This window comes from Gelidibacter salicanalis (assembly GCF_016469035.1).
Classification (GTDB): Bacteria; Bacteroidota; Bacteroidia; order Flavobacteriales; family Flavobacteriaceae; genus Gelidibacter; species Gelidibacter salicanalis_A.
The window spans coordinates 37,369-54,299 of sequence record NZ_JAEHJZ010000008.1 but is presented as its reverse complement, the minus strand read 5'-3'; the positions used below and the strand labels follow the sequence as shown (position 1 = coordinate 54,299).

Here is a 16,931-nt window from a genome sequence, read left to right as displayed (position 1 = left end):
GGCGATTCAAATAATTGAATCGCCTTTTTATATTTATTGAAACTGTGGAATGAACAACCTCGACCCAAGGGTACGAGGTATCAAGTAGAAGTTCCTTTTNNATCCCGCTAAAAAGCGGGATTAGTTCAACTAACAATTTTTAATTCATTGCTTCGCAACTTTTAAAAATTGAGTTTCACTAATTAAAACGCGTAACGTTGTGGGCCACCTCTTCTGATTTCTTCACTAGAAAAGCTTTCGAATTTCTTGAAATTCTCTCTAAAGGCATTAGACAATTTAAATGCTGTCGTATAATAGGCTTCATCATCATTCCATGTTGTTCTTGGACTCAACACTTCCGTAGGAACTCCTGGGCAAGATCTTGGCTGCGCCACTCCAAATACAGAATGGATATGATAATCTTCGTAAGTATAATCTTTCAAATCACCGTTTAAGACCGCATTGATCATGGCTCTGGTATATTTCAGTTTCATTCTGGTACCTACGCCGTAAGGTCCGCCAGTCCAACCTGTGTTTACCAACCACACATTAACACCGGTTTCCTGAATTTTATTACTTAACATCTCAGCATACTTGGCAGGATGTAACGGCATAAAAGGAGCACCAAAACAGGCTGAAAAATTTGGTACTGGTTCCACCACTCCCGCTTCAGTACCAGCAACCTTGGCCGTATAGCCTGAAATAAAATGATAGGCAGCTTGACTAGGTGTCAATTTTGAAATTGGAGGCAATACTCCAAAGGCATCTGCTGTTAAAAAGAAAATATTCTTAGGATTTTCACCGATTGAAGGCACTAACGTATTTTCAATATGATCTAAAGGATAACTTACACGTGTATTTTGTGTGATAGAAACATCGTCAAAATCGACTTGACCATGAGCATCTAAAATGACATTCTCCAAAATAGCACCCTTCTTGATGGCTTTAAAGATATCAGGTTCATTCTCTTCACAGAGATTGATCACCTTTGCATAGCATCCGCCTTCAAAATTGAAAACGGTATTTTCTTTAGTCCATCCGTGCTCATCATCGCCAATTAAACGTCTGTTAGGATCTGCTGATAATGTTGTTTTTCCTGTACCTGACAAGCCAAAGAAAATAGCAGTGTCATTATCTTTACCTACATTGGCACTACAATGCATTGGTAAGGTGTTTTTAAATACTGGCAGAATGAAATTCAAGGCAGAAAAAATTCCTTTTTTAATCTCTCCAGTATACCCTGTTCCTCCTATTAAAGCAATCTTTCTTGTAAAATCCAAGATTGCAAAGTTATGTTGACGTGTTTTATCTACTTCAGGATCTGCCATAAAACCAGGTGCGTTGACAATGGTCCATTCTGGAGTAAAGTTTTCCAATTCTTTTTCTGTTGGACGCAAAAACATGTTATACGCAAATTGATTGCTCCAGGCATATTCCGTAATTACTCGAATGTTTAATTTGTAATTTTCATCCGCACAGGCGTAGCTATCTCTTACAAAAACCTCTTTCCCTGAAAGATAATCCGTCACCTTATCATACAACTTTTGAAAATCATCTGGATCAAATGCAATGTTGATATTTCCCCACCATACACGGTCTTTAGTTACCTCATCTTTAACAATAAAACGATCCTGGGGTGAACGTCCTGTGAATTCCCCAGTGTTTATTGCCAGCGCGCCAGAAGATGCTTCAACACCTTGCCCCTCGGCAATAGCAATGTCATGAAGTCTATCTGGGTGCAGTTGATAATGTACTTCGGCATTTTTAATACCGTAATCATCTAACGAAATCGATTTCGTAGTTTGGGTGTTATTGGCCATAATAATATTGTGTTGTTTGTGGCTACAAAATTAGCAATTATTTTAAAGTATGCACTTCTTTTTAAGAATTATAACGTTTCTCCTTTAAAAAAGCGACCATCATGAGAACCCATGCAATAATCAAGAAAAGCCCGCCAATTGGCGTCACAAAGCCTATGGTTTTAAAGTTAATACCAGTTACCTCCATGGTAGCCAACCCATAGATTGACCCTGAGAAACATAGTATTCCAACGACTACCAAATAATAAATAATGGTTTTTGATTTATCTTTCAAAAACGTTGTCGTTCCAACAAATAAGAGCATCAATGCATGGTACATTTGATAACGCACACCCGTTTCAAACGTCTGTTGTGCCTCTATAGAAATTAATTGCTTTAAACCATGCGCACCAAAAGCACCTAAAGCGATGGCGATGATGCCAAAAGCAGCTGCAGTTATCAAGATCGTTCTATTCATATATTTATATTAATGCCTTCAATAAACAAGAGTTATTTAGTAAATTCGTATTTATTAAACACAAAACTACTCAAGAATTCCCATTATGCGAAAAATATTAGTCATAGGTTCAGGAAAATCTTCTTCATACCTCATAAAATATTTACTGGAAAAATCAATACCCGAAAACCTTCATATCATAGTTGGTGATATCGACATCCATAACGCCAGCAAACTTATTAATAATCATAAGCATGCCCAGGCTATTACCTTAGATGTATTTGATAAACAATCACGACAAAATGCTATCGAGAATGCTGATATAGTCATTTCAATGCTCCCTGCCAGATATCATATTGAAGTCGCCAAAGATTGCCTTACTTACGGTAAAAACATGGTCACCGCTTCTTATGTGAGTAAAGAAATGGAAGATCTAGACATGGTTGCTAAAAACAAAGGGTTAGTGTTTATGAATGAGATTGGTGTAGATCCTGGTATCGACCATATGAGCGCCATGAAAGTTATTGACAGCATCAGGGCTAAAGGCGGCAAAATGGTGTTGTTTGAATCTTTTGCTGGCGGATTGGTTGCTCCTGAAAGCGACAACAACCTCTGGAACTATAAATTTACGTGGAACCCAAGAAATGTTGTTGTAGCCGGGCAAGGTAGTGCCGCAAAATTCATACAGGAAGGCAATTATAAGTACATTCCTTACCATCGTTTATTTAGAAGAACTGAATTTTTAGAAGTGGATGGTTACGGTCGTTTTGAAGCCTATGCCAATAGAGATTCTCTTAAATACCAGAGCGTTTATGGTTTAGATCACATTAAAACACTATACAGAGGCACGATGCGCCGCGTTGGATTCAGTAGAGCATGGAATGTCTTTGTACAACTGGGAATGACGGACGACAGCTATACGATAGATGATAGTGAAAACATGAGTTATCGGGATTTTGTGAATGCGTTTTTACCGTATAGCACTACAGATTCTGTAGAATTGAAATTCAGATTGTCGCTTAAAATTGATCAAGACGATATTGTTTGGGAGAAATTTGAAGAATTGGATATTTTTAACCGAAACAAAATGGTGGGTCTTATAAAAGCCACTCCAGCACAAATCCTTCAGAAAATACTGATGGATAGTTGGACACTTGACAATGACGACAAAGATATGCTAGTCATGTACCACAAGTTTGGGTATGAACTTAACGGGAAGATGCATCAAATTGACTCTACTATGGTCACACTTGGTGAAGACATGACCTATACAGCAATGGCAAAAACCGTTGGACTCCCGTTGGCAATAGCCACATTGGCTATTTTAAATGGCACTATTGTGACGCCTGGCGTTCAAATACCTATAACTAAAGAAGTCTACGGCCCGATTCTATCAGAACTAGAGGCGTTTGATATCAAGTTTACCGAAAAAGAAGTGCCCTATTTAGGATATAATCCATTAAATGCATAAGCGGTTTCAAGTGAAAGATTAAAATTAAAAAGATTCCCGTCTTCATGGGAAGTGAACATGAAAATAGTCAATCAAAATATACAAATTGATGGGATCGATAAAAAGATCCTCCGTGCCTTAATGGAAGATGCCAGAACGCCTATTTTAGAAATAGCCCGTAATGTAGGCATCTCTGGGGCAGCTATACATCAGCGCTTGAGAAAACTAGAGAAATCAGGTTTAATATCGGGTTCTAAATTTGTTATCAATCCGAAGGTATTGGGGTATACTACCATGGCATTTGTCGGTATTTATTTAGACAAGGCTATGAGCAATCCAGAGGCAGTAAAGCAACTTCAAAAAATTCCTGAAGTATTGGAATGTCATTACACCACAGGAAACTGGAGTATCCTAATAAAAATTCTTTGTAAGGATAACGAACATTTGATGCATTTGCTCAATAAGGAAATTCAATCAATTGCCGGGGTTTCAAGAACAGAAACCTTTATTTCCTTAAATCAGCAAATAGACCGACAGATTCAAATTTAAGATCTTTTCTCATTATTGTCCGATAAAGAATTAAGACCGCTGCGCTGATAGAATAAACCTGCCCTTGCCAGTCAGGCAGGGAACAAAGATTTGATTATAACTAACTGATAAACAATGCTTATTCAAAGTGGAATTTGCCCAATCACTCTTAGTGAAATTGGTTTCAAAAACAAGGTGTTATTTTTAAGTTCTCGAACCAGATTATGCTTTAAGGGGGTTTGAAACTTTTCACCTGTTTTACCGGTCACTGATGGCCTTTTTTTAATAAAAAAACTCCTGAAATATCAGGAGTTTTTTATTATGATGTGATTATAGCTTAATCTCTCGACATAAAAATCTGAAGTACATACCAGAACAAAAGCATCAAGGAGGCAAAAAGTCCTAAAGCCGCAGGAATATAATCTTCAGTAGAATACTTGTTCACTAAATTGGAAGTTTGGTATAAAATGGAGCCGCCCGCCAATAGACACATCCCTACAGAAAACCACAATCCGAGATTAAATCCGAATAAAATTCCTGCCACAATCAATCCGATGGCAATAAAAAAGCCAACGGTCAAGCCTGTTTTAAGGAATGAAAAGTCTTTTTTACTGACAAATACAACGGCAGATAGTCCCGTAAAAAGCGCCAAAGTGACAATGGCAACTTGGTTTAAGATCTCAGGACCAGAATCCATGTAAAACGCAGCGATATAAATTAGGGGTACGAAGATGAATGCTTGAGCCAGAATATAAATTCCGAACGCTAAGTATTGTTTATTTTTATCAGGCGATTTCATGGTCATTCGTTCAGCATAACTGGTAATAAACATAAAGCCTCCCAGCATAATGAGCCATTTATATCCTTCTGTCATTGACAAGGCAAAATTGACAATGGTTTCGCTTTGTAATAAAAGATATTCAAATACAATAAAGACCAAAACGCCGCCTGCCACGTGCCCGTATGTTTTCTTATAAAAGTCGACACGTTCAGCATCAGAAGTATGCACCAATAGTTTCGCATCAAAACTATCAAAAGGACTCTCAGGAAGTTGTCGTTCCATAAATAATAAATGTGTTTCGTTATGTTAGAAGATAAAAATAGCAAAAATAATAAGCCGAACAACAAGTATTTGCGTTCGGCTTATTTCTATTATCATATTATAAAACGGTTAGTTTCTACTACCAAAAACTTGCATAGCCCAGTATAATAAAGAAGCTAAAGCACCAATTGCCGCTACTAAATACGTTCTTGCAGCCCATTTAAGTGCATCTTCTGAACCTTTATACTCTTCTGGCGTCAACATGTTTTTTCCCTTTAACCAAGCCAATGCTCTATTACTGGCATCATATTCTACCGGTAAGGTAATAAAACTAAACAAGGTTGCGAAGCTCATAAACACTAATCCCGCAATGGCAATATAATAGCCAAAACCGGCGCCAGCAGCGGCACCAAGAATCAAACCTCCAATAACTAACCATTGTGACATTCCTGAAGTCACACTTACTACAGGAACCAAAGCGGAACGCAATTTTAAGGCGCTATACGCTTGCGCGTGTTGCACCGCATGTCCACATTCGTGGGCAGCAACGGCGGCCGCAGCAGCATTACGCTGCATATAAACAGATTCACTTAAATTAACCGTTTTATTTGCTGGATTATAATGGTCAGTTAATTGTCCTTTTACGGAAATAACTTCCACATCAGTGATGCCATTATCAGCGAGCATTTTTTCAGCAATTTCCTTTCCGCTCATTCCATTTCTTAAATGAACTTGCGAATATTTTTTGAATTTCTTTTTTAATTGATTGCTTACCAACCAGCTAATTAGTGCAATACCACCAATTAAAACCCAATAGCCCATGCCTATTCCTCCCATTTTATTTTGTTTTAAATTTCATTTAAAGATAACAAAAAGCACGCCAATTTTACATCAGGTAATTTTGTCAGTTATTTTTAACTAGAGTGCTTTTAAAAAAAGTGATATTAATTACTATAGCCACTTTAAACCACCTCGTCTTCTGTTTATTTTCTGAAACAGAAGCCACTCCTCCTTGAAAAGGAGGAGAATTTGTATATCCGTTTTTTGTCATACTCGTATAAAAATCTGCGAAAATCTCTGTAATCAGCGGGAAAAACAACTTAGTGTATGGAAAAATTGTCCCGCAGATCTTGCTGATTTACACGGAACAAAGACAAATATTTGCTTCTTTTTGATGAAATATACAGGTTATTATAATGAATCAACTTAAATCATTATGATGTTTACTGACACTCAAGGGAGAATTCTCCATGAGCACATCTAACCAACAATATTCACAATTTTTCCAGGAACGATGATTATTTTTTTAGGTGTTCTGCCCTCTAATTGAGCAATGGTTTTATCATGAGCCATGACGGTTTTTTCGATGTCGTCTTTGCTCATATCCATTGGCAGTTCTAAGGTAAATTTCATTTTTCCGTTGAAAGAGATGGGGTAATTTTTACTGCTTTCTACCAAATGCTTGGCATCAAATTCTGGAAAAGGCACTGTGGCAATAGATTCATTATATCCTAATTGATTCCACAATTCTTCCGTTATATGAGGCGCATAAGATGAGAGTAGTATTAAAAACGGTTCTAACACGGCCTTACTCGTACACTTTTGAGCTGTCAATTCATTAACTGCAATCATAAAGGTTGATACGGATGTGTTGAACGAAAAGTTTTCAATGTCTTCTTCCACCTTTTTGATGGTTTTATGCAATGTTTTTAAGTTGTCTTTTGTTGGTTCGGTAGTAGTAACATTTAAACGATTTTCCCCCACATACAATTTCCATAGTTTTTTAAGGAAACTATGAACGCCAGTAATTCCGGCGGTATTCCAAGGTTTTGCTTGTTCTAACGGTCCAAGGAACATCTCGTATAATCTAAGACTGTCTGCGCCATAATCTTTTACAATCTGGTCTGGATTGACCACGTTGTATTTGGATTTGGACATTTTTTCGACTTCGCGGGAAACTTTGTAAATATCTGTTTCTTCAGTAATAAAAATTGATTCGTTGTAATCTTGATACAAAGGATGGTTTTTGAATGCCCGAATATCTAGTTCATCTGAAGAGTTTACAATATTTACATCTATATGAAAAGGCATAGCAAGGCTAAAGCTCGTAAGTTTTGGTTTTAAATCAAATGAGATATTAGGTCTTGAATCTTCCAATTTACGCCTTACTTTCTTCATTATTTCTGTTTCTATTCTACCGTCAACACCATCGTCATTAATAAGGTCTTGCTCAATTAAGACTTCTTCCGAAATACTTATTGGTTCATTAGAAATGATAGAACCATTTATATCTAAATATTTAATTAAAAAATCATAATCGACAATATGTTTAAAAGCCAAAGCACTCGTCCCCAAGATCATTCCTTGGTTGATCAGCTTTTTAAAAGGCTCTTCAATACTTACAAAACCTCTGTCCTTTAAGAATTTTACCCAAAAACGAGAGTAAAGCAAATGACCCGTGGCATGTTCACTTCCTCCAATATATAAATCGACACTTTCCCAATAGTTGAGCGCCTCTTCACTGGCAAAAACCTCATCGTTTTGAGCATCCATATATCTAAAGAAATACCAAGAACTCCCTGCCCAACCTGGCATCGTGTTCAACTCCAATGGAAAAACAGTGGTGTGATTGATATTCTCATTAGCAACCACAGTGTTGCTTTCCGTACTCCAAGCCCACACATCAGCGCGTCCTAAAGGTGGCTCGCCGGTTTCAGTAGGTAAATATTTTTCTACTTCAGGCAAACGGATTGGCAAATGTTTTTTATCAATCATTTGTGGCATGCCGTTGACGTAATACACCGGGAATGGCTCACCCCAATACCGCTGACGCGAAAACACAGCATCGCGGAGGCGGTAATTGGTTTTTCCTTCTCCTTGGTTTAATTTTTCAAGTTCTAAAATGGCTTTTTTTGTAGCTTCTTTATACGGCAATCCGTTTAAAAAGTCGGAATTGGCAATAACAACATTTTCCTTCGCGCCGTAGGCTTCTTCAGAAATATCAATGCCTTCAAAAATATTAGGAATCGGAATGTCAAAATGTTTTGCAAAATCGTAGTCCCGCTGGTCACCACAGGGCACCGACATTACGGCGCCTGTTCCATAACCTGCCAATACGTAATCGCCAATCCAAACCGGAATCGGTTCTTTGGTAAAAGGATGCTCAGCATAAGCACCTGTAAAAGCCCCTGTAATGGTTTTGACATCTGCCATACGGTCGCGCTCACTACGTTTTGAAGTAGCTTTTATATAGGCTTCCACTTCCGGTTTCTGTTCACCAGTAGTGATTTTTGAAACTAAGTCATGTTCTGGAGCCAAGGTCATAAAACTCACCCCAAAAATGGTATCAGGTCGTGTTGTAAAAACATCAATCTTATGAGACGTCTCGACGGCGCCGGACGAGTCATTCGGAATAACCTTGAACGTCACACTGGCACCCACCGATTTTCCAATCCAGTTGCGCTGGCTTTCTTTTAGCGATTCTGTCCAATCAATTTGATCCAAACCTTGCAATAAACGTTCAGCATAAGCAGAAATTCGCATGCTCCATTGGGTCATTTTCTTTCTCATCACGGTATGACCCCCACGTTCAGAAACACCATTGACAATTTCGTCATTTGCCAAGACAGTTCCTAAAGCAGGGCACCAGTTGACTTCAGTTTCCGCCAAATAGGTCATTCTGTATTTAAGAAGAATCTCTTGCTGTTTTGTAGCATCGAAAGCATTCCATTCGGAAGAAGAAAATATTTCAACATTATCATCACATATCGCTTCTACGCCCTCGTTTCCTTCTTCAGAAAATACTTTTATTAATTCTGAAATATGAAAAGCTTTATCGGCATGTTTACAATACCAAGATTCAAACAATTGAATAAAAATCCATTGGGTCCATTTGTAATATGATGGATCAGAAGTTCTGACTTCCCTACTCCAATCAAATGAAAATCCTATTTGATCTAATTGACGCCGATAGGTTTTAATATTTTCTTCAGTAGTAACCGCAGGATGCTGCCCAGTTTGGATGGCATACTGTTCTGCAGGCAAACCAAAGCTGTCATAACCTTGGGGATGCAACACGTTAAAGCCTTTATGACGTTTGTAACGCGCATAAATATCGCTCGCAATATACCCTAATGGATGTCCAACGTGCAGTCCTGCCCCACTAGGGTAAGGAAACATGTCCAACACATAATATTTTGGGGTATCACTAAAATTATCGGCTTTAAACGTTTGATTTTTTGCCCAATGGTCTTGCCATTTTTTTTCTATCTCGTTGAAATTGTAATTCATATTAACGCCTGTAAACACAGGTATCTTTAGTTTATTCCTTTTATTTTCAATTGCTCTTAACTGATGCTTCTTCCAAAGAAAGCCCAAACCAGAGAAGATATTAACTTTTTCAAATAACAATAGCTTATAGTTCTGTTATTGCAAATAAAAAAATTGCAATACTAATCTTCCTACACTGAATCAAATTAGAGGCGCAAATTTAAGAATTAGCGCCTAAACTGCCTATTAAACAGCACACAACTATTTAAAACAAAAATAGCGTGATGAAATTCTTAGACGCTTTGTAGATTTAGATTTTTTTTGGATTAGAATTTATATCCTAGAGAAAATTGAAACACACTGTTATGGAGATCGCCCAAAACTTTTTTTATGCCGTAATGATACCGTGCCTGAACAAAAAGATTGTATTTAAGCTGGTATCCCAAACCGAGATTGACACCTAGATCAAAATTTTCAGCGCCAGTTTCCGTTTCGGTCTCAAGGTCATCTGAAAATTCTCTTTTGTCATTTACAAGAAAAGAGGCTTGTGGACCAGCTTCGAAACTTAGGGCCTTAATAGGAAAAAACTTAAATAGGAGCGGTACGGAAACGTAATCTAAGGTTGTTTTATATCCATCTCTTGCTTTTGAACCTTGGCTAGAATAGAGAAACTCAGGTTGAACCCCAAAACGCCCCCTTCTGAAAATAAATTCTGAAATAAAGCCAAGATGAAAACCAATACTATGATCTCCCTCGGTATGACCACCATTGAGGTTTGTGATGTTAAGACCCGCCTTGGCCCCAAAATTGATTTCTTGTGCGTTACTATAGTCCGAAAAGCCTAATATGGTCAACACTGCAACAATTAAAATTCTATTCATAATCGCTAAAATTTATCATAGGATGCACTTAGCAAACAAAAAATTAAAAATAATATTGCATTCTATGATCTCCTAAAATATAAAATTAAATCTAATTCCTATTTATAACTATCTATAATGCCAATTATTGGAACCCAATTGATCAAAGCGTCCACTTAATACAACAGTATTGAAATTTTAAACGTTGTAAACCCAAAGGGAACAGATTTCTTTTATATTTTTACAACTTCAACTAAAATTGTATGAGTACATCTTTTGACAGATATCAAAAACGTAAGTTAATTTCGTCCTACTTTTCTGTAGTAATTAGTATTGCATTGGTCCTATTTTTATTGGGATGTTTGGGACTTTTGGTTTTGAATGCCAAAAAAGTTGCTGATCACTTTAAGGAACAGGTAGTTGTAACCATCTATTTAAACGATTCTGCAAAAGAAGTTGAAGTAAACCAGCTTGAAAAAAGTTTGGCAATGGCAGAATATACCAAAAGCACAGAATACGTGTCCAAGGAAGCTGCTGCCGAATCTATGAAAGCTGAAACAGGTGAGGATTTTATGGATTTTGTGGGCTACAATCCGCTGCAAAACTCCATTGATGTGCATTTAAAAGCCGATTTTGTTACTACAGAAACCTTACTCTCTATTACTGAAGAATTATCCAACAAAAAGTTTATTGAAGAAATTCGGTATGATAATGATTTGGTGGAATTGATGAATGACAATGTTAAAAAAATCACCTTTTGGGTGTTGGTCATTAGCGCCATATTTACCTTAATTGCCGTGTTGCTGATTAATAGTTCTATTAGACTGGCAGTGTATTCTAAACGTTTTATCATTAAAACCATGCAAATGGTGGGGGCAACAAAATCATTTATCCGCAGACCTTTTATCTATAAGAGTGTACAGTTGGGGATCATTGGTGCCATTATCGCATTGATCGGAATGGGTATTGTATTGTACTATCTCAATCAAAGCTTCTTAGAACTGCAACTATTATCCAACCCAATATTACTTGGCGGACTGTTTGCTGGTATTTTCCTTTTGGGGATTCTCATTACATGGATCAGCACGTTTATTGCGACGCAACGTTTTTTAAATTTGAAGACGGATGCACTGTATTATTAAAACCTGTTTGTCAACTGACTTGACTGGAAGGTTTTAAAATCTATGGTAAAACCCAAGTATTTAGATACTATTAACAAAAAGCTTTAAATAAAACCGTTAATTTGCAGCCTATTATTATTGCAATTGTCATGGGAGAAAAAAAACGCAAAGAAAGCGCTAATAACAATTTCATTTTCGGAAGGAAAAATTACAAATTTATGCTAATTGGCTTGGGCATTATCGCCTTAGGTTTTATACTCATGTCTGGTGGTGGTAGTGACGACCCCAATGTCTTTAATCCTGAAATTTTTAATTGGAGACGCATCCGATTGGCCCCCACACTAGTGCTGATTGGTTTTGGCGTTCAGATATATGCCATTTTATTGAACCCCAACAAAGACGAAGCTCCAAAGACTTAAACTCCCCTTAAATACTGTCCTTATTTCTCAAAATTGGACCCCAAAAACTTACACCCGAGTACCCTATGGATTTATTAGAAGCTATAATTTTAGGCATTATACAAGGTCTTACAGAATTTTTACCTGTATCCTCCAGCGGTCATTTGGAAATTGGAAAGGCTATTCTAGGTGATAATTTTGAAGCTAAAGAAAGCTTGCTCTTTACAGTGGTGCTGCATTTTGCTACAGCTTTAAGTACCATTGTTGTATTTAGGAAAGATATTTGGAGCATCCTAAAAGGTATCTTAAAGTTTGAATGGAATGACGATATGCAGTTTGCTGCAAAAATTGCGCTCTCCATGATTCCTGCAGTTGTTATCGGATTATTATTTGAAGAAGAATTAGAATCTCTTTTTGGAAACAATATCTTATTTGTGGGATACATGTTATTAGTCACCGCACTGCTTTTATTTTTAGCAGATAAAGCTAAGGATACTGACAAAAAAGTGAGTTTCAGCAATGCTTTTATCATTGGCATTTCTCAAGCTATTGCAATGCTGCCTGGAATCTCACGTTCGGGAGCTACGATTTCCACCTCAGTCCTTTTAGGGAACGATAAAGGTAAAGCAGCGCGTTTTTCTTTTTTGATGGTTGTGCCATTAATTTTTGGCAAAATGGCCAAAGATGCTTTAAGTGGTGAAATCTCCTATGAAAGCTCAGGTTCATTACCGCTACTGGTTGGATTTATCGCTGCTTTTGTTTCAGGATTATTTGCGTGTACGTGGATGATCAAATTGGTTAAGAAAAGCAAGTTGACTTATTTTGCCATTTACTGCGTTGTGATTGGGTTAATTGCGATTATCTTTTCACTATATAACAACTAATGGTCACAGCTGAAGATTACCTTACAGGTCAAGTTTTATTAATTGACAAACCACTACATTGGACGTCCTTTCAAGTGGTCAATAAATTGCGTTGGGAGATTCGACGTACTTTCAACATCAAAAAAATAAAAGTTGGACATGCCGGAACTTTAGATCCTTTGGCAACAGGTTTATTGGTAATTTGCACGGGTAAAATGACCAAAAACATTGATAGTTTTCAAGCACAGATAAAGGAATATACAGGCACTTTTGTTTTAGGAGACACCACACCCTCCTATGATTTAGAAACAGAAGTGGATCACACCTACCCTACAGATCATGTAACTGAAGAATCAATCTATAAAGCAACCCAACAATTTATTGGGGACATTTCCCAATTTCCTCCAGTATTTTCTGCACTTAAAAAAGACGGCAAACGCTTGTACGAATATGCAAGAGCGGGTGAAGCGGTGGACATTCCGTCGCGACAAGTCCACATTTCAGAATTTGAAATTACACGAATTGAGCAACTCGAAGTTGATTTCAGGATTGTTTGTAGCAAAGGCACCTATATTAGATCTTTGGCCAACGATTTTGGAAAAGCACTTCATTCTGGCGCTCATTTATCGGACCTAAGACGAACAAAAATTGGCGATTTTGATGTTGACGATGCGGTAACCGTAGAAAATTTCATCAAAGCTCTTCCTTCGGAATAATTATTGATACTTCTTTAGTACCTAGAACCTCTAGAGTTATAAATTTAGGGTGAGCGATCGAACCTATGATTAAATTTAAGAAATTATCAGGTCATCAATTTCAATTTTACAAGAAAGCACTTGGTCTGATAGAGTTTATGGTTTTTTGATCTTTTTTTCCTATTTTGACGTATATATCAATGCAACGCATTCGAACCTATTAAACATATCTTTTTTTTGGAATTTATAGAAAAACATAAAGCCTTTATCATTACCGCCCTTATCAGCGGTACCCTTATACTTGCTATGTTTGCCATTGGCATTAAAAAACAGGCAGATGTAATGGCTGAAAGCTATTATGAATTGCCGCCAACTCCATCACCTGAAGAACAAAAAATCCTTGAGGAGATGGCTATGAATGATCCTAATATTTCAGAAACCAACAAAGCTTACAATTCTGCAAATGATTTTAAAGAGATCATGAAAAACTTCAAGTCGGTTAATTCTAATGAGCTTGACAAGAACTCTAAACAGACAGAAACTGAAGACACTGAAGTACCAGAAGAAGTTACTGATGTAGAAAACACACCGGCTACTGAAGAGCATTCGGTGAGTGAAAACGAGCTTTCTTCGTACAGTAAAATTAATAATGTCATTGCAATGCGTTCTGCCAAAAAGCGTGCCTCGGCCAAATCAAACGGTAATAATTCCACTAATAATTTAGCGAGTAACTCCTCTGTTAACACCAATAGTAGCGTGTCTTATAGTTTGGTAAACCGCAAGGATAAACACTTACCTCCTCCAGTTTACTTGTGTGAGGACAGCGGGAAAGTAGTCATCAACATTACGGTAAATGCATCTGGAGAAGTTATTGATGCCTACGTGAACAACTCCTCCACCTCAAAAAACGCATGTTTAATTGACAGTGCGCTACAGTATGCGAATGATGCGCGTTTTAGTCCAGACGCCTCTAAAACCAAGCAAATTGGGTCCATTACCTATTATTTTAAAGGAAAAAATTAAACCAACCGCATCTAGAATTGCAAAAAGGAGTTATCACCTCCCTGCCGGAAGATAAAAACTCCTTAAAAAAACTCTTGGAATCTGTAAATTGAAATTTAAGAAACCCCTAAGATTGTCAATAAGTCTTCAATAGTATTCTGACCTTTATCTTTATTGTACCACGCTTGTAAGATTTCCTTAAATTCTTCAGTAATCATACCGTGTTCTGCTTTATAATCTTCTACTAATTTAGCAGCACTGGTTGGTCTTGGACCAAAAGTATCCAAAACTTCCCCTGAACCATTGTCAATCATAATCAACTTAGGAATTGATTTTCCACCATTGGTCAAAAACTGCTGCATTAAATCTTCATTTTCGTCACGTACAACCAATTTCAAATCGATATTTGGGCTTAATTCGGCTACCTTATTGATAACAGGAATAACATGTGCCGCATCACCGCACCAGCTCTCGGTCAATACCAACCACGTCACATCACCTTTAAAACTTGCTATCTTTTCTTGAGCTTCTACTGATACTTTTAGAGTTTTATCCCAACGTTTCATCCGTTGCTCATTTAAAATAGTGTACCCCACCATGTCCACACTTGGGTCCAATCCTGTGGTTGAATGGGTTTCCACCAACTCGCCCATTAAAGATCTATAGTCCGCATAAAACATGCTGCTGTTTAAGCTAGTTTTTAGTATATTGTTAATGTTGTGTGTAATTGTATCCATGATTATATTTTTGTGCAAATTTAACTCAAATTAAAACAATCTTAAGTAACTGTTGTTACATTAGTGGCATTAAACAAAATACCTTACAAAATGGAAAAACACAGATGTGGTTGGTGTAAAGGCGATGCGCTCTATGAGCAATATCACGATCTTGAATGGGGCGTTCCTGTTAAAGATGACGACACCCTTTTTGAATTTTTGATCCTTGAAACCTTCCAGGCCGGTTTGAGCTGGATTACCATTTTAAAGAAGCGTGAAAACTTTAGAGCTGCTTTTGACAATTTTGATTATAAAAAAATAGCGTCCTACAACCAGGATAAAATAGACAATCTGCTTCAGGATGCAGGCATTATCAGAAACAAATTAAAAGTACATTCGGCTGTTACCAATGCCCAAGCCTTTATAAAAGTTCAAGAAGAATTTGGTTCGTTTTCAAATTATATTTGGGGTTTTGTGGATGGCAAACCCATAAAAAACACCGTTAAAAATTATAAAGAAGCACCTCCAACAACAGCCCTAAGCGATACCATTAGCAATGATTTAAAAAAGCGAGGTTTTAAATTTGTGGGCTCTACAGTGATGTATGCACACATGCAAGCCACCGGAATGATCAATGATCATGAGGTGAATTGTTTGAGATATGGGGAAGTTTAGTGACTTGAATAGAAAAATGCAAACTTTACTATTTTAAATTTTTAGCTCCGAATTTTATAAATACCTCAAAAACTCATCCCTATCAATTTCCTCGGCACCCAAACTTTCTAAATGCCTGGTGTACACTTGGCAATCAATTAGTTTATAATTGGTATTCTGCACAAAGGTGATAAAGGCTACTTTACTCGCATTACTTACCTTGGCAAACATGCTTTCGCCACAAAATACACCGTTGCCCAAGTCGACACCATACAGACCTCCTACCAATTGATTATGTTGCCATACTTCAACAGAAGTTGCATATCCTAACAGATGGAGCTGGTTGTAGGCCCTGATCATATCTTCCGTAATCCACGTACCTGGCTGCCCTGAGCGTTTTGCTTTGGAACATTCTGTAATAACCGTTAGAAAATCTGTATTGACCGTGACCGTAAAATCTGTGTTCCTTAAAAATTGGCGCATACTTTTGGAGACTTTTAACCGGTCAGGAAACAACACAAACCGCGGACTTGGAGACCACCATAGAATCACTTCATCATCGTCAAACCACGGGAAAATACCGCTTTTATAGGCCAGAATGAGGCGCTCCGCAGACAAGTCGCCACCAATAGCAAGCAACCCCTCTGAAGTGGCTCTGGAAACATCTGGGAACTCGAGCTTATCTGACAATACTACCATTCAAATTTATTGTTTTAAACATGAGTGTCCGATAAATAATTAAGACCCTGCCTTGCCGGCAGGCAGGCGCTGCGCTTCTAGTCCCGATAGCCATCGGGAAAAGAACAAAGACTTGATTGCACCTTACTGAGAAACACGCGATATTCTAAATTAAATTTGCCCTATTACTCGAAGTAAAATTGGTTTAAAAAGCAAGGTGCCATTTTAAAAATATCGTACTACATCTTGCTTTTATTGGGGTATGTAAACTTTTAATCTTTTTTACCGGACACTCATTATTTTTAAAGTTAAATATCACGAAAAAAACCTCAATGCTATCAACATCGAGGTTTTTTTAATGAATGTTCACATTCTGAAAATTTATAAAAACTAATTTTCAAAAGTGTAAAATTCTGTTAA

Annotated in this window: 16 protein-coding genes; 8 read left to right on the top strand and 8 right to left on the bottom strand. The window is 37.3% G+C overall.

The window, feature by feature from the left end; all coding sequences use genetic code 11:
* Positions 1-182: 182 nt before the first annotated feature.
* Positions 183-1,799 (bottom strand): phosphoenolpyruvate carboxykinase (ATP), encoded by a 1,617-nt coding sequence (pckA, locus tag JEM65_RS05390; protein ID WP_199597896.1) that lies wholly within the window; start codon positions 1,797-1,799, stop codon positions 183-185.
* Positions 1,800-1,860: 61 nt separating this feature from the next.
* Positions 1,861-2,256 carry a DUF423 domain-containing protein gene (locus JEM65_RS05385; protein ID WP_199597895.1) on the bottom strand — a complete coding sequence of 132 codons (396 nt, stop codon included), beginning with the start codon at positions 2,254-2,256 and terminating at the stop codon, positions 1,861-1,863.
* Between the two features lie 85 nt (positions 2,257-2,341).
* On the opposite strand from JEM65_RS05385, the gene JEM65_RS05380 reads away from it, so the two are divergent.
* The gene (locus JEM65_RS05380; protein WP_199597893.1) at positions 2,342-3,706 is read left to right on the top strand and encodes a saccharopine dehydrogenase family protein; all 1,365 of its coding nucleotides are present in this window, start codon (positions 2,342-2,344) and stop codon (positions 3,704-3,706) included.
* A 57-nt stretch (positions 3,707-3,763) separates the two neighbouring features.
* Positions 3,764-4,234, top strand: a complete 471-nt coding sequence (locus JEM65_RS05375; RefSeq protein WP_199597891.1) for an Lrp/AsnC family transcriptional regulator — start codon at positions 3,764-3,766, stop codon at positions 4,232-4,234.
* Positions 4,235-4,550: 316 nt separating this feature from the next.
* On the opposite strand, the gene JEM65_RS05370 is transcribed toward JEM65_RS05375, so the two are convergent.
* From JEM65_RS05370 to JEM65_RS05355, 4 genes are all read right to left on the bottom strand, one after another.
* The gene (locus tag JEM65_RS05370; protein WP_199597889.1) at positions 4,551-5,276 is read right to left on the bottom strand and encodes a Bax inhibitor-1/YccA family protein; all 726 of its coding nucleotides are present in this window, start codon (positions 5,274-5,276) and stop codon (positions 4,551-4,553) included.
* A gap of 108 nt (positions 5,277-5,384) precedes the next feature.
* The gene (locus tag JEM65_RS05365) at positions 5,385-6,077 is read right to left on the bottom strand and encodes a zinc metallopeptidase (protein ID WP_199597989.1); all 693 of its coding nucleotides are present in this window, start codon (positions 6,075-6,077) and stop codon (positions 5,385-5,387) included.
* A 438-nt stretch (positions 6,078-6,515) separates the two neighbouring features.
* The gene (locus JEM65_RS05360; RefSeq protein WP_199597887.1) at positions 6,516-9,545 is read right to left on the bottom strand and encodes a leucine--tRNA ligase; all 3,030 of its coding nucleotides are present in this window, start codon (positions 9,543-9,545) and stop codon (positions 6,516-6,518) included.
* A 305-nt stretch (positions 9,546-9,850) separates the two neighbouring features.
* Positions 9,851-10,405, bottom strand: a complete 555-nt coding sequence (locus JEM65_RS05355; protein ID WP_199597879.1) for a porin family protein — start codon at positions 10,403-10,405, stop codon at positions 9,851-9,853.
* Positions 10,406-10,647: 242 nt separating this feature from the next.
* On the opposite strand from JEM65_RS05355, the gene JEM65_RS05350 reads away from it, so the two are divergent.
* The 5 genes from JEM65_RS05350 (at position 10,648) to JEM65_RS05330 (ending at position 14,484) form a co-directional block, all read left to right on the top strand.
* Positions 10,648-11,526, top strand: a complete 879-nt coding sequence (locus JEM65_RS05350) for a cell division protein FtsX (protein WP_199597877.1) — start codon at positions 10,648-10,650, stop codon at positions 11,524-11,526.
* Positions 11,527-11,654: 128 nt separating this feature from the next.
* Positions 11,655-11,924: a DUF3098 domain-containing protein gene (locus JEM65_RS05345; RefSeq protein WP_199597988.1), complete on the top strand. Its 270-nt coding sequence runs from the start codon at positions 11,655-11,657 to the stop codon at positions 11,922-11,924.
* Between the two features lie 65 nt (positions 11,925-11,989).
* A complete protein-coding gene (gene uppP, locus JEM65_RS05340; protein ID WP_199597875.1) occupies positions 11,990-12,787 on the top strand; it encodes an undecaprenyl-diphosphatase UppP in 798 nt (265 codons plus the stop codon).
* A complete protein-coding gene (truB, locus tag JEM65_RS05335) occupies positions 12,787-13,482 on the top strand; it encodes a tRNA pseudouridine(55) synthase TruB (RefSeq protein WP_199597867.1) in 696 nt (231 codons plus the stop codon). Before uppP ends, truB begins: the two co-directional genes overlap by 1 nt.
* Positions 13,483-13,698: 216 nt before the next feature.
* Complete coding sequence (locus tag JEM65_RS05330) at positions 13,699-14,484, top strand: energy transducer TonB family protein (protein WP_199597864.1); 786 nt, start codon at positions 13,699-13,701, stop codon at positions 14,482-14,484.
* A 95-nt stretch (positions 14,485-14,579) separates the two neighbouring features.
* Here the strand turns inward: JEM65_RS05330 and JEM65_RS05325 are convergent, their stop codons facing one another.
* Positions 14,580-15,200, bottom strand: a complete 621-nt coding sequence (locus JEM65_RS05325) for a thioredoxin family protein (protein WP_199597863.1) — start codon at positions 15,198-15,200, stop codon at positions 14,580-14,582.
* Between the two features lie 90 nt (positions 15,201-15,290).
* Between JEM65_RS05325 and JEM65_RS05320 the strand changes: the two genes are divergently transcribed.
* The gene (locus JEM65_RS05320; protein ID WP_199597861.1) at positions 15,291-15,854 is read left to right on the top strand and encodes a DNA-3-methyladenine glycosylase I; all 564 of its coding nucleotides are present in this window, start codon (positions 15,291-15,293) and stop codon (positions 15,852-15,854) included.
* A gap of 54 nt (positions 15,855-15,908) precedes the next feature.
* On the opposite strand, the gene aat is transcribed toward JEM65_RS05320, so the two are convergent.
* Positions 15,909-16,532, bottom strand: coding sequence for a leucyl/phenylalanyl-tRNA--protein transferase (gene aat, locus JEM65_RS05315; protein ID WP_199597859.1), 624 nt, complete (start codon positions 16,530-16,532; stop codon positions 15,909-15,911).
* Positions 16,533-16,931 lie beyond the last annotated feature (399 nt).

What these genes read in the sequence shown, in the direction of transcription:
- pckA (WP_199597896.1), bottom strand. Translation starts at nt 1,799, where the DNA reads ATGGCCAATAACACCCAAACTACGAAATCGATTTCGTTAGATGATTAC.
- JEM65_RS05385 (WP_199597895.1), bottom strand. Translation starts at nt 2,256, where the DNA reads ATGAATAGAACGATCTTGATAACTGCAGCTGCTTTTGGCATCATCGCC.
- JEM65_RS05380 (WP_199597893.1), top strand. Translation starts at nt 2,342, where the DNA reads ATGCGAAAAATATTAGTCATAGGTTCAGGAAAATCTTCTTCATACCTC.
- JEM65_RS05375 (WP_199597891.1), top strand. Translation starts at nt 3,764, where the DNA reads ATGAAAATAGTCAATCAAAATATACAAATTGATGGGATCGATAAAAAG.
- JEM65_RS05370 (WP_199597889.1), bottom strand. Translation starts at nt 5,276, where the DNA reads ATGGAACGACAACTTCCTGAGAGTCCTTTTGATAGTTTTGATGCGAAA.
- JEM65_RS05365 (WP_199597989.1), bottom strand. Translation starts at nt 6,077, where the DNA reads ATGGGCTATTGGGTTTTAATTGGTGGTATTGCACTAATTAGCTGGTTG.
- JEM65_RS05360 (WP_199597887.1), bottom strand. Translation starts at nt 9,545, where the DNA reads ATGAATTACAATTTCAACGAGATAGAAAAAAAATGGCAAGACCATTGG.
- JEM65_RS05355 (WP_199597879.1), bottom strand. Translation starts at nt 10,405, where the DNA reads ATGAATAGAATTTTAATTGTTGCAGTGTTGACCATATTAGGCTTTTCG.
- JEM65_RS05350 (WP_199597877.1), top strand. Translation starts at nt 10,648, where the DNA reads ATGAGTACATCTTTTGACAGATATCAAAAACGTAAGTTAATTTCGTCC.
- JEM65_RS05345 (WP_199597988.1), top strand. Translation starts at nt 11,655, where the DNA reads ATGGGAGAAAAAAAACGCAAAGAAAGCGCTAATAACAATTTCATTTTC.
- uppP (WP_199597875.1), top strand. Translation starts at nt 11,990, where the DNA reads ATGGATTTATTAGAAGCTATAATTTTAGGCATTATACAAGGTCTTACA.
- truB (WP_199597867.1), top strand. Translation starts at nt 12,787, where the DNA reads ATGGTCACAGCTGAAGATTACCTTACAGGTCAAGTTTTATTAATTGAC.
- JEM65_RS05325 (WP_199597863.1), bottom strand. Translation starts at nt 15,200, where the DNA reads ATGGATACAATTACACACAACATTAACAATATACTAAAAACTAGCTTA.
- JEM65_RS05320 (WP_199597861.1), top strand. Translation starts at nt 15,291, where the DNA reads ATGGAAAAACACAGATGTGGTTGGTGTAAAGGCGATGCGCTCTATGAG.
- aat (WP_199597859.1), bottom strand. Translation starts at nt 16,532, where the DNA reads ATGGTAGTATTGTCAGATAAGCTCGAGTTCCCAGATGTTTCCAGAGCC.